This window comes from Taklimakanibacter lacteus (assembly GCA_003576695.1).
Lineage (GTDB): Bacteria > Pseudomonadota > Alphaproteobacteria > Rhizobiales > Aestuariivirgaceae > Taklimakanibacter > Taklimakanibacter lacteus.
The window spans coordinates 220924-240657 of record QOZQ01000009.1; the positions used below are offsets into that span (position 1 = coordinate 220924).

Here is a 19734-nt window from a genome sequence, read left to right on the forward strand (position 1 = left end):
AGTAATTCTGAGACAGAAAAAGGCCGGATGTTTCCATCCGGCCTTGAGTTCCCAGGGGGTTATTACACTGTCGTTCGTCAGCAGCTGTAATACATGTCGAACTCGACCGGATGCGGCATCATCTCGTACTTCATGTTCTCTTCCATCTTGAGCTCGATGAAGCTGTCGATCTGGTCGTCGGAGAACACGCCGCCCTTCTTGAGGAACTCGCGGTCCTTGTCGAGCGAGGCGAGCGCTTCGCGCAGCGATCCGCACACCGTCGGGATGCCCTTGAGCTCGGCCGGCGGCAGATCATAGAGGTTCTTGTCCATGGCATCGCCCGGATGGATCTTGTTCACCACGCCGTCGAGGCCCGCCATGATGATGGCCGAGAAGCCGAGATAGGGATTGGCCGTCGGATCGGGGAAGCGCACTTCGACGCGCTTCGCCTTCGGGTTCGAGGTGTGCGGGATACGGCAGGAGGCCGAGCGGTTGCGCGACGAATAGGCGAGTAGCACCGGCGCCTCATAGCCCGGCACCAGACGCTTGTAGGAGTTGGTCGACGGGTTGGTGAAGGCGTTGATCGCCTTGGCATGCTTGATGACGCCGCCGATGAAGTAGAGGCAGAGCTCGGAGAGATCGGCATACTGGTTGCCGGCCATCTGCGTCTTGCCGTCCTTCCAGATCGAGAAGTGGCAGTGCATGCCCGAGCCGTTGTCGCCGAAGACCGGCTTCGGCATGAAGGTGGCGGTCTTGCCATAGGCATGCGCCACATTGTGGATCACATATTTGTAGATCTGCATATGGTCGGCGGCGGTGACCAGCGGCTGGAACTTGGTGCCGAGCTCGTGCTGGGCGGAAGCCACTTCGTGATGGTGCTTCTCGACCGAGAGGCCCATCTGGCCCATCACCGACAGCATTTCCGAGCGCATGTCCTGTGCTGAATCCTGCGGGTTCACCGGGAAATAGCCGCCCTTGGTGCGCATGCGGTGGCCGAGATTGCCGGTCTCGTATTCCCGGTCGCCGTTGATCGGCAGCTCCACCGAGTCGAGCTTGAAGCCGGTATTGTAGGGCGAGGTGGCGAAGCGCACGTCATCGAAGATGAAGAACTCGGCCTCGGGACCGACATAGACCGTGTCGCCGAGCTTGGTCTGCTTGAGATAGGCCTCGGTGCGCTTGGCGATCATGCGCGGATCGCGCGAATAGCCTTCGCCCGTCGAGGGTTCGAGAATGTCGCAGAACACGGCGAGCGTCGTCTGCGCATAGAAGGGGTCCATATGGGCGGTGGCGGGGTCCGGCATCAGCACCATGTCGGACTCGTTGATCGCCTTCCAGCCGGCGATCGAGGAGCCGTCGAACATCAGCCCGTCGGCGAACGCGTCCTCGGTCATCTGCGACACGTCCATCGTCAGATGCTGCATCTTGCCGCGCGGATCGGTGAAGCGGAGATCGACGTATTTCACATCCTTCTCCTTGATCAGCTTCATCACCGCATCGGCGTCTTTTGCCTTGGCCATTTTCTGTTATCCCTCTGGTTGACTTGGTCTTGGTTGAATGGATCAGAGCGCGTCCGTGCCGGATTCACCCGTGCGGATGCGGATCGCCTGGTCGATGGTCGAAATGAAGATCTTGCCGTCACCGATGCGCCCGGTGCGCGCCGCGTTCTGGATGGCCTCGACGGCCTTGTCGACGAGCTCGTCCGCCAGCACGATCTCGATCTTCACTTTGGGCAGGAAGTCGACGACATATTCAGCGCCGCGATAGAGCTCGGTATGCCCCTTCTGGCGGCCAAATCCCTTGGCCTCGGTGACCGTGATGCCTTGCAGGCCGACCTCCTGCAGGGCTTCCTTCACTTCGTCGAGCTTGAATGGCTTGATGATGGCCTCGATCTTTTTCATGCACACCCCTGTTGTGATCAGGCACCCTGTTTGCAGGGCGCGTGCCAGTTGGCTTTCGGAGTAATTTTTGAACGGAATCAACAGACTGGCTTGGAGCAGGGCTCGGCCCGCCTGATTCCTGTGCCTAATTATAGGGCATTAGCCCAAAGGTTAGGCATGCAAAATCCGGCACCAGACAAATTTGCGGAAACAGATTATCAATCGGGCGATGAGCAGGGCAACCCCATCGCAGGCCTCGAAATTCACCGTCCATCCCTTGACGCCGTCGCGCTGGGCCGATGTCGCGGATCTGTTCGGGCCGGAGAAAGGAGCTAATTCAGGCTGCTGGTGCATGTGGCCGAGGCTCACTTCGACCGACTTCCGGACCATGAGCAAGGAAGGGCGCAAGCGCGCTTTCCGGTCCTGTGTGGCCAAGGGGCCGGTGCCGGGCCTTCTTCTTTATGAGAAGGGTGTGCCGATCGGCTGGGTCGCGGTGTCGCCGCGCCGCGATGTCATCCGCTTCGAAATGGCCAAGACCTCGCAGCGCGAGCCCGAGCTCGATCCGGCGAAGCATTATGCGATCACCTGCTTCTATGTTCGTACCGGTCACCGGAAGCGTGGGCTCATGACTGATCTCGCCAAGGCCGCCATCGACTATGCGAAAAAGAAGAAGGCGACGGCGCTCGATGTCTGCCCCATCGACACCGAGAAGCCCTTGATGTGGGGCGAGGGCTTTGTCGGCATCGAGTCGGTGTTTCGCGCCCTGGGCTTCAAGGAGATCGCCCGGCGCTCGCCGAGGCGTCCGTTGATGCGGCTTTCCTTCACGGACAAATGAGGCCGACAGCGGTCCGCGCCAGTCTTTCGAGACTCTTGCGCGGGTCACCGGCGCGCGCCCTTACCGCCAGCGAATGCAGGACGGCGGAGGCGATCTGCGCCAGGGCCGCGGGGTCGGTGTCCTTGCCGATCTCGCCGTCACGAACCGCCTTGCGCAGGCGCTCTTCGATGATGGCGTTGAATTCCGCAAGCCCCTGAGAGAGGACGTTCCGGACGGCAGGGCGGCTGACCGCCTCCACCGAGGCCGTGCCGATCATGAGGCAGCCACGGGCCGCATCCTTCGACGCGAGATAGAGATCGATGGCCGACGCATAGAGAAGGGCAAGCTCGCGGGCAAGCGGTCTGGCACCACTCAGCGTCTCCTTCATGGCGGCCGCACCCTGGTCGCGGTACTGCTCGAGGGTCGCGATATAGAGCGCTTCCTTGTCGCCGAAGGCGCCGGCGAGGCTGGGCCGGTTCATGCCCGTGGCCTCGCTCAGCGCATCGAGCGAGCTTGCTGAAAATCCCGTCGCCCAGAAGACATCGCGCGCCGCGGCGAGCGCTGTTTGCGCGTCATATTCTATGGGGCGGCCACGTTTCCGCATAATTATGTACCTCTCCGCATAAAATCATTGACCGATCCAAATATATATGCGAAGCAGTACAAAATCAATGCAGGAGGTAAAAATGAAGCTCTATACCCAGCGCGCAGCCTGTTCTCTCGCCTCCCACATCATCGTCTATGAGCTCGGGCTCGATGTGGAGATCGTGCGGGTCGACCGCGCCACCCATCGCACCAGCGACGGTGAGGATTTTCTCGCCATCAATCCCAACGGCTATGTGCCGGCCCTGGTCCTCGACGATGGCGAGATCCTCCTGGAAGGGACCGCCATCCTCCAGTATCTGGCCCGTCTCAATCCGCAAGCCGGCCTGGTGCCCGAAGACGGCGAGGGCATGCGGCATGTCCAGTCGCTGCTCAATTTCATCGCGACGGAACTCCACAAGCCGATGGCGCAGATGATGATTCCCGATTATGCGCCGGTGAAGCAGGCGCTCTACAAGCATGTGGCGCCCAGGCTGGCCTGGATCGCGGGCCGGCTCACAGGCGACTATGTGCTGGATGGAAAATTCAGCGTGGCCGACGCTTATCTTTTCGTCTGCCTGAACTGGTCGCAGTGGAATGGCATCGATCTGTCGCGCTGGCCGAAGCTCGAAGCCTTCATGCAGCGCGTCAGCCGGCGCCCGGCAGTCCGGTTGGCTCTCGAGGCGGAAGGCCTGGCCCCCAGGGCCGAGGGCGTCTTCTTCGCCCCCGCACTTGCAGCGTGAGGGGAGCATATGACCATGGGTAGCTTCACCGATCCTGACAGCGTCGCGACCGATGCCGTTCTCCGGCGCTTCAACCAGGTTTTCCTCGACCATGATCCGGCAGCTCTCGCAGAGCTTGTGGCCGAGGATTGCGTGATCGAGAACACCCATCCGGCACCAGACGGCGCCCGCCATGAAGGCCGGCAGGCCTGCATCGCCTTGTGGACAAGGATCGCCACCATGACGGGCACCCATTTCGAGACGGAGAGCATCATCGCGCGGGGCGATCGGGGCGAGATCCGCTGGCGGCTGGTCTGGGGGCCCGACGCCGCCAGCTCGGTACGCGGCGTCAATCTGATGCGAGTCCGCGACGGCCGGATCGTCGAGGCGCAGGGCTATGTGAAAGGAGTGTCCTGAGTCGCAAGGACGGGCTTGATCCTGACGCGCTGAACTGTCACCACTAAACACCTTAAATCTGGGGACGTGGTGCCATGGTCAAGATTGCGATGCTCACTGCCGGCGGTCTGGCGCCGTGCCTGTCCTCCGCGATCGGCGGATTGATCGAGCGCTACAGCGCTTTGGCGCCCGAGGCCGAGATCATCGGCTATCGCTATGGCTATCAGGGCGTCCTGACCGGTGACAGCCTTGCCATCATGCCTGAAGCCCGCAAGAGCGCGCATCTTCTGCATGCGCATGGCGGCAGCCCGATCGGCAACAGCCGGGTCAAGCTCACCAACGCGAAGGACCTCGCCAAGCGTGGCCTGATCAAGGACGGCGAGGATCCGCTCGCGGTTGCGGCAGCGCAACTCGTGAAGGACAAGGTCACCATCCTCCACACGATCGGCGGCGACGACACCAACACCACGGCCGCCGACCTGGCGGCGTTTCTGGCCGGGAACGGCCACGGGCTGACGGTGGTGGGCCTGCCCAAGACGATCGACAACGATATTTTCCCGATCCGCCAGTCGCTGGGCGCGCTGACCGCGGCGGAGCAGGGCGCCATCTTCTTCGAGAACGCCACCAATGAGCGCACCACGGCGCCGCGCACGCTGGTGATCCATGAGATCATGGGCCGTCATTCGGGCTGGCTTGCCGCGGCCACGGCGCGCAGCTACCGCGAGCGCCTGCGAAAGGCGACGCCGCTGCCGGCCTTCGCCGTGGTCCAGAACGACATCGACGCGCTTTATGTGCCGGAACTGCCGGTCGACATCGAGGCGGAAGCCGGAAGGCTCAAGGCCGTGATGGAGCGCAAGGGCTCGGTCGCGATCTTCCTCAGCGAGGGGGCGGGCGTTGCCGATCTGGTGCGCGAGATGGAAGCGCGGGGTGAGGCCATCGAACGCGACGCCTTCGGCCATGTGAAGATCGACAAGATCAATGTCGGCGACTGGTTCTCCAGGCGCTTCGCCAAGCTCATCGGCGCAGAGCGCACGCTGGTGCAGAAATCGGGCTATTTCGCCCGCTCGGCCGCCGCCAATGCCGAGGACCTGGCCTTGATCCGCAATATGGTCGAACTCGCGGCCGTTTCCGGCCTCAAGGGCGAGAGCGGTGTCGTCGGTCATGATGAGGAGCAGGGCGGCGCCTTGCGCGCCATCGAGTTCCCGCGCATCCGGGGCGGCAAGCCGTTCGACGCCAAAACCCCATGGTTCGCGGGCCTGTTGCGCGATATCGGGCAGACGCCGGATTGAATCCCGCGCCATCGAGGAAGTAACGGCTTGCGATAACCGCCGGTGCCCGGCAAACATGGGCGCATGCATGCCCCGGCACTTCTGACGCCCGAGCAGATGTACCGCGCCGACGCGCTCGCCGTGGCGGCGGGCATTTCGTCATTGACGCTCATGGAGAATGCCGGCCGTGCGGTGGCGGAGGAAATCCTGCGCCGCTTCGGCGCGCGCCGCACTCTCGTTCTGTGCGGGCCGGGCAACAATGGCGGCGATGGTTTCGTCGTCGCACGATATTTGCGGGACTGGGGCTGGCCCGTGCGGGTGGCCTTGTTCGGCGATGGCGCGAGGCTCAAGGGCGATGCGGCGGTCATGGCCAAGCGCTGGGGAGGGCCTTTCGAGGCGGTGACGACCTCTGAGGGCTGCGACCTCATCATCGACGCGCTGTTCGGCGCCGGCCTGTCGAAGCCATTGCCCGACCAGCTCGTGAAGCTGATCGGGGCGGTGAAGGTCCCGGTGGTGGCGATCGACATACCCTCCGGCATCGATGGAGCAACCGGCGCAGCGCGGCCTGTTGCCTTCGATGCTGACCTGACCGTCACTTTCTTCCGCAAGAAGCCGGGCCATGTGCTGATGCCGGGACGGCACTGTTGCGGCAAGGTGGTCGTCGCCGATATCGGCATTCCCGACCGGGTCCTGGACGAGATCGCCCCCTTGCTTGCCGAGAATTCAGCTCCGGTCTTGCCGGCGGCGGCGCCGCGCCAGCACAAATACCAGCGGGGCCACGCCGTGGTCGTCTCCGGCGCTGCGCACCAGACGGGAGCTGCCCGCCTTGCCGCGATGGCCGCCCTGCGCGTCGGAGCAGGGCTCGTCACGATCGCATCTCCAAAAGAAGCCATGGCCGCCAATGCGGCTCATCTGACCGCTATCATGCTGGCCGAGGCTGATGATGCCCTGGCCTTGGGCCGTCTCCTGGCGGACCGGCGCAAGAATGCCATCTGCATCGGGCCGGCGGCCGGCCCGGGCTCGCCGACCCGGGCGAAGGTGCGGGCGGCGCTGGCGAGCGGTGCCGCCGTGGTGCTCGACGCCGATGCCCTGACATCCTTCGCCGAGGCCCCGGACGAGCTCTTTTCGGCCATAGCCGAATATCCCGGGCGGGCCTGCGTGATGACCCCTCACGAAGGAGAATTCTCACGTCTTTTCAGCGATTTGTCGGCGTCGACAGACTCCAAATGTGAGAAGGCGCTGAAGGCGGCGCAGCGCTCGGGCGCCTTTCTCCTGGTGAAAGGGCCGGACAGCGTGGCCACGAGCCCCGCGGGCAAAGCGGTGGTCAACACCAACGCGCCGCCGAGCCTCGCCACGGCGGGGTCGGGCGATGTCCTGGCAGGGCTGGTGACCGGGCTTCTGGCCCAGGGCATGGAGCCGCTCGATGCGGCTGCGGCGGCCATGTGGCTCCATGGCGAGGCGGCCCGGAAATTCGGCGATTCCGGCCTGATCGCGGAGGACCTGCCCGGTCTTGTCGCCCGCGTCATTTCTAGTGGCATCCCCGAAAACCCTCTGCTATAGACCCCGCCCATTGCAACGGGCCCGAGCCTCGGCGCGCGGGCGTGGTGAAATTGGCAGACACGCAGGATTTAGGTTCCTGTGGGGCAACCCGTGGGGGTTCAAGTCCCTCCGCCCGCACCAAGGCTCAGCGCCCGAAGCAAGCCGGTTTTCGCACAACATGCGATAGAGATTAGAACACCAATAGGATTGAGCAGGGAACATGCAGGTCACCGAAACGCTGAGCTCCGGTCTGAAGCGCGAATTCAAGGTCGTCGTCGCCGCCCAGGAACTCGACAAGGAACTCAACCGGCGGCTGGTCGAGCTGGCCGGCAAGGCCAATATCAAGGGTTTCCGTCCTGGCAAGGTGCCGGTGCCGCATCTGAAGCGCGTCTATGGCAAGTCGGTCATGGCCGAGGTGGTGCAGAAGCAGCTCGACGATGCGAGCAAGCAGGTCCTGGCCGAACGCAACCTGAAGCCCGCTTATCAGCCGGAAGTGAAGCTTCCCGAGGATGAGGCGGAAGTGGCGCGCATCTTCGACGGCCAGGGTGATCTCGCTTACACCATGTCGCTCGAAGTGGTGCCGACCTTCGAGCTCAAGGACACGACGGGGCTCACCCTCGAGCGTCATGTGATCGACGTCACCGATTCCCATCTCGATGAGGCGCTCGGCCGTCTCGCCGGCCAGTACAAGGACTGGCAGAGCAAGGATGGCAAGGCGGCGAAGGGCGACCGGGTCACCATGTCCTTTGTCGGCAAGATCGACGGTGTCGCCTTCGACGGCGGCTCGGCCGAGAATGTGCCGCTCGAGATCGGCTCGGGCCAGTTCATTCCAGGCTTCGAGGATCAGCTCGTCGGCGTGAAAGCCGGCGACGAGCTCACCGTCAAGGTCACCTTCCCGGAAACCTATGGCGTGGCGACGCTCGCCGGCAAGCCGGCGGAATTCGACGTGAAGGTTTCGGGCGTTGAGGCGCCGAAGGAAACCGTGATCGACGACGAGTTCGCCAAGAAACTCGGGCTCGAAAGCCTCGACAAGCTCAAGGAGACGGTGCGCGACCGCATGGGCCAGGAATTCGGCCAGATGACCACGCTCAAGCTCAAGCGCGACGTGCTCGATGCGCTCGATGCGGCCTACAGCTTCGAGCTGCCGGAAAAGCTCGTCGATGCCGAGTTCAACGGCATCTGGAATGCGCTCGATCAAGAGATGAAGCGCTCGGGCAAGAGCTTCGCTGATGAGAACACCACCGAGGAAGACGCGCGCAAGGAATACCGCGCCATCGCCGAGCGCCGCGTGCGCCTGGGGCTGGTGCTCGGCACGCTGGGCGAGAAGGAGGGCGTCACCGTCACCGACGACGAGTTGCAGCGCGCTCTGATCGACCGCGCCCGCCAGTTCCCCGGCCAGGAGCGCAAGGTGTTCGATTACTATCGCAAGAACGCCAATGCGCTGCTCGAGCTGCGCGGCCCGATCTTCGAGCAGAAGGTCGTTGATCACATCGTCGCCAAGGCGAATGTCTCGGAAAAGAAGGTGAGCCGCGAGGAATTGCAGGCTTTGGTGCAGGATGAGGAGGATCATGTTCATCACGATCATGACCACGATCATGACCATCACCACCATGACCATGACCACGATCATGATCATCACCATCATGATCACGACCATGACCACGCGCATCATGATCATGACCACGCGCATGATCATGACCACGCCCATGAGGCTGAAAAGGCCCCGGCCAAGAAGAAGGCTCCGGCCAAGAAAGCCAAGAAGGCGGAGTGATCCCGGCCTGATCGGAATCGGAAAAGGCGGCCGTCCGGCCGCCTTTTTTATCGCACGGTCTGGCGCAGGTCAGGGGCTGATCCAGCTTCTCAGGAAGAAGAAGATGGCGGTGCCGAACACATAGAGCAGGATCAGGATGGCGACTGTGGCGGCGGTGCCGAGCCAGCCGCCGGCCATCGCGACCTCATCCTGCTCGATGAGGCCGAGCGCGAAGCAGCACAGCGCGAAAGCCGGCGCCATATTGGCGCCGGGGATCGGCAGCAAGAGAACGATCGCGCAGAAGAGGCCCGCCAGTCCGGCGAGGCGCTCGCCATAGGACGAGGTGAGCAGCGTGCCGCGCGGCTTGAGCAGTTTCTCGACTTTGACCACATAGGGCACCAGGCGCTCGAGCAGATAAGGCAGTCGCCCGCCGCCGACCTTCATCTCGACCAGCCGTCGCGGCAGCCACACCTTGTCCTGCTTGATCATCAACTGGGCGGTGATGAAGACGAGCGGCACGCCGAAGACGAAGGAGGAGCCGGGCGGCAGCGGAATGAGGTTGGGAGCAGCCAGCAGCAGGATGAGCGCGCCGAAGCCGCGTTCGCCCAGCTCCCGCACGATATCGCCGAGCGTCAGATCGGGATTATGGTTCTTGCCCAGCCGCTTGAGGATGTCGGACAGGCGTTCTGAATGCGGTTCTCTCACGCCGGAACCTTCCGCCTGATGACGGTCGGGCGTGAGGCCACCACCTTGTCGATGCGCCGTCCGTCGAGATCGACGATCTCGAAGCGCCAGCCGGCGAATTCGATATGCTCGCCGGCCTTCGGCAGGCGCCCGAAGCGTTCGAGCATGAGCCCCGCCACCGTGTGATAGACGCGCCTCTCCGGCAGCGGGATGCTGAGCAGCTCCATCAGCTCGTCGATCGGCATGCTGCCGGCGAGGAGCCACGAGCCGTCGTCGCGCTCGGTCGCATGGGGTTCGGGCGGGCCTTCCTCGGTGTGGAAGCTGCCGACGATCGCCTCGAGGATGTCGGCCGAGGTCACGACGCCCTCGAAATGGCCGAATTCGTCATGGACGAGACCGACATGGACGGGGCTGTCCTTGAGCTTGGCCACCACATCGAGGGCATCCATTGTATCGGGGATGACCGGCGCCTGGCGTACGAACTTGCGGGGGTCGGGCTTGCGGCCCCTGAGATAGGCGTTGAGCATGTCCTTGGCCTGGATGATGCCGATGATGACGTCCGGATCGCCGTCCGAGACCGGCAGGCGGGAATGGACGCTGTCGGTGATGATCTTGCGGATCCTGGCCGGCGTATCCTTCAGGTCGATGACGTCGACATCATGGCGCGGCGTCATTACGGCGCGTACCGGACGGTCGCCGAGCTGCATGACGCCCGAGATCATCTGCCTTTCGTCGCGCCCGAGCACGCCCGCGGTCTCGGCCTCGGCCACGAGGGTACGGATTTCCTCTTCAGTTACCTGCGATTCGGGCGAAGCCTTGCGCCTCAGGATGAAGAGGACGAGGCGGCCGGAGGCATCGAGCAGGGAGACGATGGGGCTCATCACCCTGGACAGCACCGTCATGAAGGGAGCGACGACACAGGCGACCCGCTCGGCATTGCGCAGCGCCAGCTGCTTGGGCACCAGCTCGCCGATGATGAGGGACAGATAGGTGATGAGCGCGACCACCAGACCGAGGCCCAGGGGCTCGGCCCAGCCCATGCTCATGCCGAAGCTCTGGAACCAGGCCGAGACGTGGTCGCCGAGCGAGGCCCCCGAATAGGCGCCGGCCAGGATACCGACCAGGGTGATGCCGATCTGCACCGCCGACAGGAAGCGGCCCGGATTGGCGGCCAGCACCAGCGCCCGCCTGGCGCCCTTGACGCCACGGTCAGCCAGCGTCTTGAGGCGGGGCCGGCGGGCCGAGACGACCGCCAGCTCCGACATCGCAAAAAGGCCATTGATGAGAATGAGGACAAGGACGACGATAATGTCTAGGAGAGGCATGATTCAACGATAATGGGGCACGGGGGGCCGCCTTGCAAATCCCTTGACGGAGCCCTGCGGAAATGCTGCACCTCTTCCGATCCGCCCGGCGATCACCTATCTAAGCGGGGCTGAGCTCATCCCGAATCGCAATTTCCAGGACCTATATGCGCGATCCTATTGAAACCTATAATTCTTTCTGGCCTCAGGTCATCGTTCAGGAATCGCGCGGCGAGCGCGTCTACGACCTGCCGTCCAGGCTTCTGCGCGAACGCATCATCTTCATCACCGGCCCGATCGACGATGCAGTCGCGGCGTCGGTCTCGATGCAGCTGCTGTTCCTCGAGGCGGAAAATCCGAAAAAAGAGATTTCGATGTATATCAACTCGCCGGGCGGCGTGGTGACGTCGGGCCTGTCGATTTACGACACGATGCAGTTCATCCGCCCGCCGATCTCGACGACCGTCATGGGCCAGGCGGCGTCCATGGGCTCGCTGCTGCTGTGCGCCGGCGACAAGGGCATGCGCTTCGCGCTTCCCAATGCCCGTATCATGGTCCACCAGCCCTCGGGCGGCTACCAGGGTCAGGTGACCGACATCCTCATCCACGCCAGGGAAGTGGAGAGCCTGAAGCGCCGGCTGAACGAGATCTACGAGAAGCATACCGGCCAGTCGCTGAAGGCGGTGGAGCAGGCGCTGGAGCGCGACAATTTCCTCACCGCCGAGGCCGCCAAGGAATTCGGGCTGATCGACAAGGTGATCGACAAGCGCCCTGTTCCGGCGGAAGCCAAATAATTGGCGGATTCTGCTTTTACCGCCTATTATTTGTGTTGTTGGGAACTGCCCTGTCGGCAACTGGCATGCCGGTTGAATCAATCCTTGATTAACCAACGGGGCGCATGCTCAAATTGAGTCGGTCGTGTCAGGATGATGACAGCCATTCCGGCACGGCCAAGTCAGAGTGCAAGGAACACTTACGATGACCAAATCCGGCGGCGACAGCAAGAACACTCTGTACTGCTCCTTCTGCGGAAAGAGCCAGCACGAGGTCCGCAAGCTCATTGCCGGGCCGACTGTTTTCATCTGCGATGAATGCGTCGAATTGTGCATGGACATCATCCGCGAGGAGAACAAATCCTCGCTGGTGAAGACCAAGGACGGGGTGCCGACCCCGCATGAGATCCGCAAAGTGCTGGACGACTATGTCATCGGCCAGGATCACGCCAAGAAGGTCCTCTCGGTCGCGGTCCACAATCATTACAAGCGCCTCAATCACGCGCAGAAGAACAACGATGTCGAGCTGGCGAAGTCGAACATCCTGCTCGTCGGTCCGACCGGCTGCGGCAAGACGCTGCTCGCCCAGACGCTGGCGCGCATCCTCGATGTGCCCTTCACCATGGCTGATGCGACGACGCTCACCGAAGCGGGCTATGTCGGCGAGGACGTCGAGAACATCATCCTGAAGCTGCTGCAGTCGGCCGACTACAATGTCGAGCGCGCCCAGCGCGGCATCGTCTATATCGACGAGGTCGACAAGATTTCGCGCAAGTCCGACAACCCCTCGATCACCCGCGACGTGTCGGGCGAGGGCGTGCAGCAGGCGCTCCTCAAGATCATGGAGGGAACCGTCGCCTCGGTTCCTCCGCAGGGCGGCCGCAAGCATCCCCAGCAGGAGTTCCTGCAGGTCGACACCACCAACATCCTCTTCGTCTGCGGCGGCGCCTTCGCTGGCCTCGAGCGCATCATCGCGCAGCGCGGCAAGGGCTCCGGCATCGGCTTCGGCGCCGAGGTCAAGTCGCCCGAGGATCGCCGCACCGGCGAGGTGCTGCGCTCGCTCGAGCCTGAGGACCTGCTCAAATTCGGCCTCATCCCGGAATTCGTCGGCCGTCTGCCGGTCGTCGCCACGCTCGAGGATCTCGACGAGCCGGCGCTCATCCAGATCCTGAGCGAGCCCAAGAACGCGCTCATCAAGCAGTATCAGCGCCTGTTCGAGCTCGAAGGCGTCAAGCTGACGGTGGCCGAGGAAGCGTTGCGCTCGATCGCCCGCCGGGCCATCGAACGCAAGACCGGCGCCCGCGGCCTGCGCTCGATCATGGAAGCCATCCTCCTCGATACGATGTTCGATCTGCCGGCCATGGACGGGGTCCAGGAAGTGGTGATCTCGAGGGATGTCGTCGAAGGCGATGCCCGGCCCTTGCTGATCTATGCCGACCGCGAGAAGCCGGCGGCCAAGGCAGCCCCTGTGTCGGCCTAAAGTAGGCCCCGGAAGCCCGGTTGGAGCGCTTGTCAAGGGATTGAAAATCGTTAACGCTGCCTCCATCTGAGGAGCGGATTTCAGCTGTCCTGCCCGTGAGTTCCGCGTAAAATAGGGTACTTGCGGATGGTTTGGCCGAAATCCCGGCACCGAAAGTCCGTAGCTTGAAAGTTGATGCGCCGGCCCCTTCGGGAGGTGTATCCAGAGTACGGACTTCACGCGTGGCCTAACCCGCGAAAGGAAAACAAAATGACCTCGACTCCCTCCCGGCCAGCTTCTTCCGCCGGACCAGAAACTCTCCCTGTTCTGCCGCTTCGCGATATCGTCGTTTTCCCGCATATGATCGTGCCGCTCTTCGTCGGCCGCGAGAAATCCATCCGCGCGCTCGAGGACGTGATGCGCGAGGAGAAGCGCATCCTGCTGGTGGCGCAGAAGAACCCGGCGGATGATGATCCGCAGGCCAACGCCATCTACGAGGTCGGCACGCTGGCCCAGGTGCTGCAGCTCCTGAAGCTGCCCGACGGCACCGTCAAGGTCCTGGTCGAGGGCCTGGAGCGTGCCAAGATCGAGACCTTCACCGACCGCGCCGAGTTCTTCGAGGCCAAGGTCAATATACTGCCCAATGACACCGACGAGCAGGCCGAGACCGAGGCCCTGTCGCGCACCGCCATGTCGCAGTTCGAGAGCTATGTGAAGCTCAACAAGAAGGTGCCGCAGGAAGTGATGGCGACGCTGTCGCAGATCAGCGACTACGCCAAGCTCGCCGACACGATTGCCGCCCACCTCGCCATCAAGATCCCGGAAAAGCAGGAGCTGCTCGAGCTCACTTCCGTTTCGAAGCGGCTCGAGAAGGTCTATGCGCTCATGGAAAGCGAGATCTCGGTCCTTCAGGTCGAGAAGCGCATCCGCTCGCGCGTCAAGCGCCAGATGGAGAAGACCCAGCGCGAGTACTATCTGAACGAGCAGATGAAGGCCATCCAGAAGGAGCTGGGCGATGGCGACGAGCGCGACGAGCTGAACGAGCTCGACCAGAAGATCAAGAACACCAAGCTCTCAAAGGAAGCGCGTGAGCGCGCCGAGGCGGAACTGAAGAAGCTCCGCCAGATGAGCCCGATGTCGGCCGAAGCGACGGTGGTGCGCAACTACCTCGACTGGCTCCTCAACATACCGTGGGGCCAGAAGAGCAAGATCAAGCGCGACCTGAAATTCGCCGACGACACGCTCAATGCCGATCATTTCGGCCTGGAGAAGGTGAAGGAGCGCATCGTCGAGTACCTGGCCGTGCAGAGCCGCACCAACAAGCTGCGCGGACCCATCCTGTGCCTCGTCGGTCCTCCGGGCGTCGGCAAGACCTCGCTCGGCAAGTCGATCGCCAAGGCGACGGGGCGCGAATTCATCCGCATGTCGCTGGGCGGCGTTCGCGACGAGGCCGAGATCAGGGGCCACCGGCGCACCTATATCGGCTCGATGCCCGGCAAGGTCATCCAGTCGATGCGCAAGGCCAAGAAGGCCAATCCGCTCTTCCTGCTCGACGAGATCGACAAGATGGGCATGGATTTCCGCGGCGATCCGTCGTCGGCGCTGCTGGAGGTGCTGGATCCCGAGCAGAATTCGTCCTTCATGGACCACTATCTCGAGGTCGAATACGACCTCTCGAATGTGATGTTCGTGACCACCGCGAATACGCTCAACATCCCGCCGGCCCTCATGGACCGCATGGAGATCATCCGCATCGCCGGCTATACCGAGCAGGAGAAGCTCGAGATCGCCAAGCGCCATCTTCTGCCCAAGGCCATGGAGAACCACGGTCTCGAGAAGAAGGAGTTCGAGCTGACCGATGCCGGCATCATGGAAGTGATCCGCCGCTATACGCGTGAGGCCGGCGTGCGCAATCTCGAGCGCGAGATCAACTCGCTCGCCCGCAAGGCGATCAAGGACATCATGCTGTCCAAGACCGCCAAGAAGAAGATCAAGGCGACCCCCGACGTCGTCGAGAAATATCTCGGCGTGCCGAAGTTCCGCCATGGCGAGATCGAGCGTGAGGATCAGGTCGGCGTCGTGACCGGCCTTGCCTGGACTGAGGTCGGTGGTGAGATACTCACCATCGAAGCCTTGATGATGGCGGGCAAGGGCAAGATGACCGTCACCGGCAACTTGCGCGACGTGATGAAGGAATCGATCTCGGCCGCATCGTCCTATGTGCGCTCAAGGGCTACCGATTTCGGCATCAAGCCGCCGCTCTTCGACAAGAAGGACATCCATGTGCATGTGCCGGAAGGTGCGACGCCCAAGGATGGTCCCTCGGCCGGCATCGCGATGGTGACGGCGATCGTCTCGGTGATGACCGGCATCCCGGTCCGCAAGGACGTGGCGATGACGGGCGAGATCACCTTGCGCGGCCGCGTGCTGCCGATCGGCGGCTTGAAGGAGAAGCTGCTTGCGGCGCTGCGCGCGGGCATCAAGAAGGTGATGATCCCGGAAGAAAACGCCAAGGATCTGGCCGACATCCCGGACAATGTGAAGTCCGAGATGGAGATCATTCCGGTCGCCCGCATGGACGAGGTGCTGCGTCACGCTCTGGCGCGCCATCCCGAGGCGATCACCTGGGACGAGGAGGCGGAAGAAGCCGCCGCGCGGGCCGCCGGGCGCAAGCCCGACGATGCCGGCGAGGCCATGACCGCCCACTGAAACGAACGCGCGTGACCCGGAAAAGTGGAAGCCGGTTTTCCGGCAAGGTCACGCGCCAAACCTAAGCGGAATCAAGGGTTTCGGCGAATCAGTCTGGACAGGAAAATGCGCGGCGTCTCCTTCGGGAGGCGCCGCTTTCTGTTGATAACACCCAATAACTGCTTGAATTGAATCGCGAATTCCGGGGTGTCAGAAAAGCCCTTGCAAATCAGGGCTTTTGGGCGACCATGGTCATGACACGTGTGGCGTGATTGCGTGAGCTCACTCAAATCTCCAATGAGGAAATGGGGTCATGAACAAGAACGAACTCATCGCCAAAGTGGCCAAGGATACCAAGCTGACCAAGGGCGAAGCGGGCGAGGCCGTCGTTGCCACGCTCGGCAATATCATGAAGGCATTGCGCGGCGGCGACGACGTCAGGCTCGTCGGCTTCGGCACATTCTCGGTGACGCGCCGCAAGGCGGGCCAGGCGCGCAACCCGCAGACCGGCGAGATGATCAAGCTGCCGGCCTCCAAGCGGCCGCGGTTCCGTGCCGGCAAGATGCTGAAGAAGGTGGTGAACGGCTAGCCAAGACCAGTCAGGCTGCTCAAATCACATCAGCCCCGCGTGCCCTTCAGTCACACGCGGGGTTTTTGTTTCCGCCCCGGGGCATTAACGATTTCACCACCTTAACCTCGGTCTCAAAGAGCGGGGACCGCAAAAAAGCCCGAAACCGGGACATATTCCGGAGCCCTCGGGGACAGGGATTTCTCCTTGTGCGATGAGGGGTCTGTCTGTTTAGCTGCGCCAGTTGGGGAGCCTGTAAGGTGGTCATGGTCACGGCCAAGGAAGAAGGGGATCTGTGGGGCGCGCGGGCGCAGGAATGGGCCCGCAGCAGCGAGCCCGCCTGGCATGACGTATTCACCGCCGTTCTCGACCAGGCGAAGATCGGCAAGGGCATCCGTCATCTCGATATCGGCTGCGGTGCCGGCGGCACTCTGGTGTTGGCGCGCGAGCGTGGCGCTCATGTCACCGGTTTCGATGCGGCCGAAGCTCTGGCGATCCTTGCCCGCGAACGCCTGCCGGGTGCCAAGATCCTGGTCGGCGACATGGAGGATCTGCCCTTCATCGACCAGAGTTTCGATGCCGTTACGGGCATCAATTCCTTCCAGTTCGCCGGCGACCAGCGCCAGGCGCTCGCCGAAGCGGCGCGGGTGACGCGCCCCGGCGGCTCGGTGACGCTGCTGGTCTGGGGCCCGCGCGACAAATGCGACCTCCTGGGCGAGGTCATGTCGCATATTGTGGCCTTGCTGCCGCCCCGACCGCCCATCCCGTCGCTGCCTTTGGCTGCCAGGGCCGACGAACTGATGCGTGAAGTGGGCCTCGAGCCTGAAATCAGCGGTGATATCACGGCGACCTTGACCTATCCCGATCACGCAACCGCGGTAAAGGCCATCCTGTCCGCCTCCGAAAGCTCGATACGGCAGGTCGGCGAACGCCTCGTGCGCGAGAAGGCGGAGAAAGCACTCACTCCCTTCAAGGGCAAGGATGGCACGGTGCGCCTGCGCAATATGTTCCGGCTGATCACGGCCAGGCGCCGCGAGACCTGACAGCTTGCTTTACCGGGCTCCGGCGGCTAAGGAGCCGGGCTCAAGGCGGGCGATTAGCTCAGTTGGTAGAGCGCTTCGTTTACACCGAAGATGTCGGGAGTTCGAGTCTCTCATCGCCCACCAGCCTTCGCTCGCGAAGCGAGAGAAGGCTGCCACGCCGTAGCCCGCAGGGCGAAGGCGGGCCTCTGATCCGCGAGCTACGGCTCGGCAAGCCATCCACTGTTGATCCACCAAGAGCTGCCGTGCAGAGCGTACAGAGCCTTCGCTCGCGAAGCGAGAGAAGGCTGCCACGCCGTAGCCCGCAGGGCGAAGGCGGGCCTCTGATCCGCGAGCTACGGCTCGGCAGGCCATTATTTTATAATTACCTGTTCATCTGGCTGGCATTGGCATAGTTCGGCCTGGTCAGACGTATGCGTGCGCCTTGAATTTTTTGAGGGCGCAGTGCTCATGACCGTCACCAATCCGACCTATGTGATCCGTCGCGCCGTTGCCGCGGACGAGCCCGCCATTCAAGCCTTGGTGCGCAGCGAAAGGCTCAACCCGCACCATCTCTATTTCCGCAATTTCGTGGTGGCGGTGGCGGGCAATGACCTGATCGGCGCCTGCCAGATCCGCCGGCATCGCGATGGTTCGCGCGAGCTGGGCTCGGTGGTCGTCGCACGCCCCTGGCGGGGCCGTGGGCTGTCCGTCAAGCTTATCGACCGGCTTCTTGCCGATGAGCCCAGTGTCATTCACGCGATCACCCGCAAACGTCATGCCGATCATTATGCGCGTTGGGGCTTTGAGCCCGTTCCGTCACATGCCGCACCCTCGGCCATTCGCCGCAATTACCGGATCGGCAGCTGCATCGGGAGCCTGATGGCGGTGCTGCAGCGGCGGCGCATCAACTGGCTGACGATCCTGCGCCGGCCGCAGCGTCCTTCACTCGCCGAGGAAACCCGAGCTGTTGCATGAGACTTCGGTCTTGCCGTCGGCGAAGGTTGGCGCGCCGATCGCGAGTTTCGTGTCGCCTGCGACCGCGACCCGTTCCTTGATGCGTTTGCCCCAGTCATCGACGGCGGAGCGATCGGCATCGGTGACGAGCCTGATGCCGGTGCCGGGCGATGTTCCGGGGCCTCGGTAGTAGAGGAGCGGGAACAGGCTGATCAGCAGCGGATCCTCGGCCGAAGCGCAGACATGCGTGAAACCGAGCCCCTCGAGCGTGAGGGGCGGGTGGATATTCCAGCAGGTCTCGCTGTCCTGGCGCGCGCCCTTCTTGAGGTCGATGCGCCGCGTCTTGTTGAGGAAGAGCAGCGTCGCGGTCGGATCGGGAGGATAGGCGCAGGCGATCTGGCGCGCCGCATGATCGACGAAAGCCCCATCCTCAGCCAAAGCGAGGGATGAGCACGGAAAGCCCGCGATCAGGATCAAGGACAAAATCCATGCCGGTCTCGCTGTCATGACAGGGCTCCTCGTCAGGGATCATCCACCATACAGGCCGGCACGGATACCGCAATATTGGCCTAGCGCGCATCCCGGCGAGGTGGGATCACCTCGCCGAAAAGGATTCGCGCCAGATCAATATGTTGGAGCAAATCCTTCTCGCCAAAGTCTTCAACTTTGGCGGGATTTGCTCTCAGGCGCGCTTGCGGGCCGTGTCGTTGACGCCTTCGAGATCGGGCGCCTGGCCGTAGCTCATATTCTTCATCTGCGTGATGACGCGGGCCATCTCCTCGTCCGACAAAATGGGCGGCTCGCCCAAAGTGAGCGCCTGCACGTAAAGGCGCGACAGCGTCTCGACTTCGACCGCCAGCGCCAGCGCCTTGGCGGGAGTCTTGCCGAGCGAGATCTGGCCGTGCTGGCCGAGCAGGCAGGCGAGCCGGCCTTCCAGCGCTTCGAGGGCGGCGTCGGACAGAGCCTGCGTCCCGAAAGTGGCATAGCGGGCGCAGCGGATGGTGGTGCCGCCGGCGACGCCCGTCATGTAGTGGAAGCTCGGAATGGTCTTGTGATGGACGGCGAGCGTCGTCGCATAGACCGAATGGCAGTGCAGCACGCAATCGATATCGGTGCGCTTCTGCAGGATATCGCGATGGAAGCGCCATTCCGAGGACGGGCGCAGCTCGCCCTCGAAGCTGCCGTCGAAATACATCTGCACGAGATTGTCGGGCTGCATGCGGTCATAGGGCAGCGAGGTCGGCGTGATGAGGAAACCCTTCGGGTTGCGCACCGACAGGTTGCCGGCGGTGCCCTGGTTGATGCCGGTCTCGTTCATGCGGCGGCAGGTCGCCACCATCTCGTTGCGCAGGGTG

19 protein-coding genes and 2 tRNA genes are annotated in these 19734 nt (G+C 63.1%); 14 read left to right on the forward strand and 7 right to left on the reverse strand.

All coding sequences use genetic code 11. The features are described from left to right. Positions 1 to 77 precede the first annotated feature (77 nt). Together glnA and DT068_RS19250 are read right to left on the reverse strand one after the other, a co-directional pair. Entirely contained in the window at positions 78 to 1496 is a 1419-nt protein-coding gene (gene glnA, locus DT068_RS19245; protein ID WP_119391503.1) for a type I glutamate--ammonia ligase, read from the reverse strand. 42 nt (positions 1497 to 1538) lie between these two features. Next, on the reverse strand, positions 1539 to 1877 hold the full coding sequence (locus DT068_RS19250) for a P-II family nitrogen regulator (protein WP_119269018.1): 339 nt from the start codon (positions 1875 to 1877) through the stop codon (positions 1539 to 1541). 208 nt (positions 1878 to 2085) lie between these two features. Here DT068_RS19250 and DT068_RS19255 point away from each other — a divergent pair, with 208 nt between their 5' ends. Beyond that, on the forward strand, positions 2086 to 2691 hold the full coding sequence (locus DT068_RS19255) for a GNAT family N-acetyltransferase (protein WP_119391504.1): 606 nt from the start codon (positions 2086 to 2088) through the stop codon (positions 2689 to 2691). Here DT068_RS19255 and DT068_RS19260 read toward each other — a convergent pair. After that, complete coding sequence (locus tag DT068_RS19260; protein ID WP_119391505.1) at positions 2678 to 3274, reverse strand: TetR/AcrR family transcriptional regulator; 597 nt, start codon at positions 3272 to 3274, stop codon at positions 2678 to 2680. The genes DT068_RS19255 and DT068_RS19260 overlap by 14 nt on opposite strands. Positions 3275 to 3356: 82 nt before the next feature. Here DT068_RS19260 and DT068_RS19265 point away from each other — a divergent pair, with 82 nt between their 5' ends. The 6 genes from DT068_RS19265 to tig all read left to right on the forward strand — a co-directional run bounded on the left by DT068_RS19265 (position 3357) and on the right by tig (position 8948). Further along, entirely contained in the window at positions 3357 to 3995 is a 639-nt protein-coding gene (locus tag DT068_RS19265; protein WP_119391506.1) for a glutathione S-transferase N-terminal domain-containing protein, read from the forward strand. A gap of 9 nt (positions 3996 to 4004) precedes the next feature. Next, a complete protein-coding gene (locus DT068_RS19270; RefSeq protein ID WP_119391507.1) occupies positions 4005 to 4391 on the forward strand; it encodes a nuclear transport factor 2 family protein in 387 nt (128 codons plus the stop codon). A gap of 74 nt (positions 4392 to 4465) precedes the next feature. Continuing rightward, entirely contained in the window at positions 4466 to 5659 is a 1194-nt protein-coding gene (locus DT068_RS19275) for a pyrophosphate--fructose-6-phosphate 1-phosphotransferase (RefSeq protein WP_119391508.1), read from the forward strand. A 42-nt stretch (positions 5660 to 5701) separates the two neighbouring features. Continuing rightward, the gene (locus tag DT068_RS19280) at positions 5702 to 7198 is read left to right on the forward strand and encodes an NAD(P)H-hydrate dehydratase (RefSeq protein WP_368904832.1); all 1497 of its coding nucleotides are present in this window, start codon (positions 5702 to 5704) and stop codon (positions 7196 to 7198) included. A gap of 35 nt (positions 7199 to 7233) precedes the next feature. Next, positions 7234 to 7318, forward strand: a tRNA-Leu gene (locus tag DT068_RS19285). A 79-nt stretch (positions 7319 to 7397) separates the two neighbouring features. Beyond that, positions 7398 to 8948, forward strand: coding sequence for a trigger factor (gene tig, locus DT068_RS19290; RefSeq protein WP_119391510.1), 1551 nt, complete (start codon positions 7398 to 7400; stop codon positions 8946 to 8948). Between the two features lie 69 nt (positions 8949 to 9017). Here tig and DT068_RS19295 read toward each other — a convergent pair whose 3' ends face one another. Then, positions 9018 to 9632, reverse strand: coding sequence for an exopolysaccharide biosynthesis protein (locus tag DT068_RS19295; protein WP_162914313.1), 615 nt, complete (start codon positions 9630 to 9632; stop codon positions 9018 to 9020). After that, entirely contained in the window at positions 9629 to 10936 is a 1308-nt protein-coding gene (locus DT068_RS19300; RefSeq protein WP_119391512.1) for a hemolysin family protein, read from the reverse strand. The genes DT068_RS19295 and DT068_RS19300 overlap by 4 nt, the downstream gene beginning before the upstream one ends. A gap of 146 nt (positions 10937 to 11082) precedes the next feature. On the opposite strand from DT068_RS19300, the gene DT068_RS19305 reads away from it, so the two are divergent. From DT068_RS19305 to DT068_RS19335, 7 genes are all read left to right on the forward strand, one after another. Then, on the forward strand, positions 11083 to 11709 hold the full coding sequence (locus tag DT068_RS19305; RefSeq protein WP_119391513.1) for an ATP-dependent Clp protease proteolytic subunit: 627 nt from the start codon (positions 11083 to 11085) through the stop codon (positions 11707 to 11709). Positions 11710 to 11893: 184 nt separating this feature from the next. Beyond that, positions 11894 to 13168 (forward strand): ATP-dependent Clp protease ATP-binding subunit ClpX, encoded by a 1275-nt coding sequence (gene clpX / locus DT068_RS19310; RefSeq protein ID WP_119391514.1) that lies wholly within the window; start codon positions 11894 to 11896, stop codon positions 13166 to 13168. Between the two features lie 249 nt (positions 13169 to 13417). Then, positions 13418 to 15856 (forward strand): endopeptidase La, encoded by a 2439-nt coding sequence (gene lon / locus DT068_RS19315; protein WP_119391515.1) that lies wholly within the window; start codon positions 13418 to 13420, stop codon positions 15854 to 15856. A 292-nt stretch (positions 15857 to 16148) separates the two neighbouring features. Then, the gene (locus DT068_RS19320) at positions 16149 to 16424 is read left to right on the forward strand and encodes an HU family DNA-binding protein (protein ID WP_119391516.1); all 276 of its coding nucleotides are present in this window, start codon (positions 16149 to 16151) and stop codon (positions 16422 to 16424) included. A gap of 245 nt (positions 16425 to 16669) precedes the next feature. Further along, positions 16670 to 17446 (forward strand): class I SAM-dependent methyltransferase, encoded by a 777-nt coding sequence (locus DT068_RS19325; RefSeq protein ID WP_119391517.1) that lies wholly within the window; start codon positions 16670 to 16672, stop codon positions 17444 to 17446. Positions 17447 to 17493: 47 nt separating this feature from the next. Further along, positions 17494 to 17569: transfer RNA gene (locus DT068_RS19330), tRNA-Val, on the forward strand. Between the two features lie 324 nt (positions 17570 to 17893). Continuing rightward, entirely contained in the window at positions 17894 to 18400 is a 507-nt protein-coding gene (locus tag DT068_RS19335; protein ID WP_119391518.1) for a GNAT family N-acetyltransferase, read from the forward strand. On the opposite strand, the gene DT068_RS19340 is transcribed toward DT068_RS19335, so the two are convergent. Together DT068_RS19340 and DT068_RS19345 are read right to left on the reverse strand one after the other, a co-directional pair. Beyond that, on the reverse strand, positions 18368 to 18886 hold the full coding sequence (locus DT068_RS19340; protein WP_162914315.1) for a hypothetical protein: 519 nt from the start codon (positions 18884 to 18886) through the stop codon (positions 18368 to 18370). The two genes, DT068_RS19335 and DT068_RS19340, sit on opposite strands and share 33 nt — an antisense overlap. 175 nt (positions 18887 to 19061) lie before the next feature. Further along, complete coding sequence (locus DT068_RS19345; RefSeq protein WP_119391608.1) at positions 19062 to 19718, reverse strand: class II aldolase/adducin family protein; 657 nt, start codon at positions 19716 to 19718, stop codon at positions 19062 to 19064. Positions 19719 to 19734: the final 16 nt, after the last annotated feature.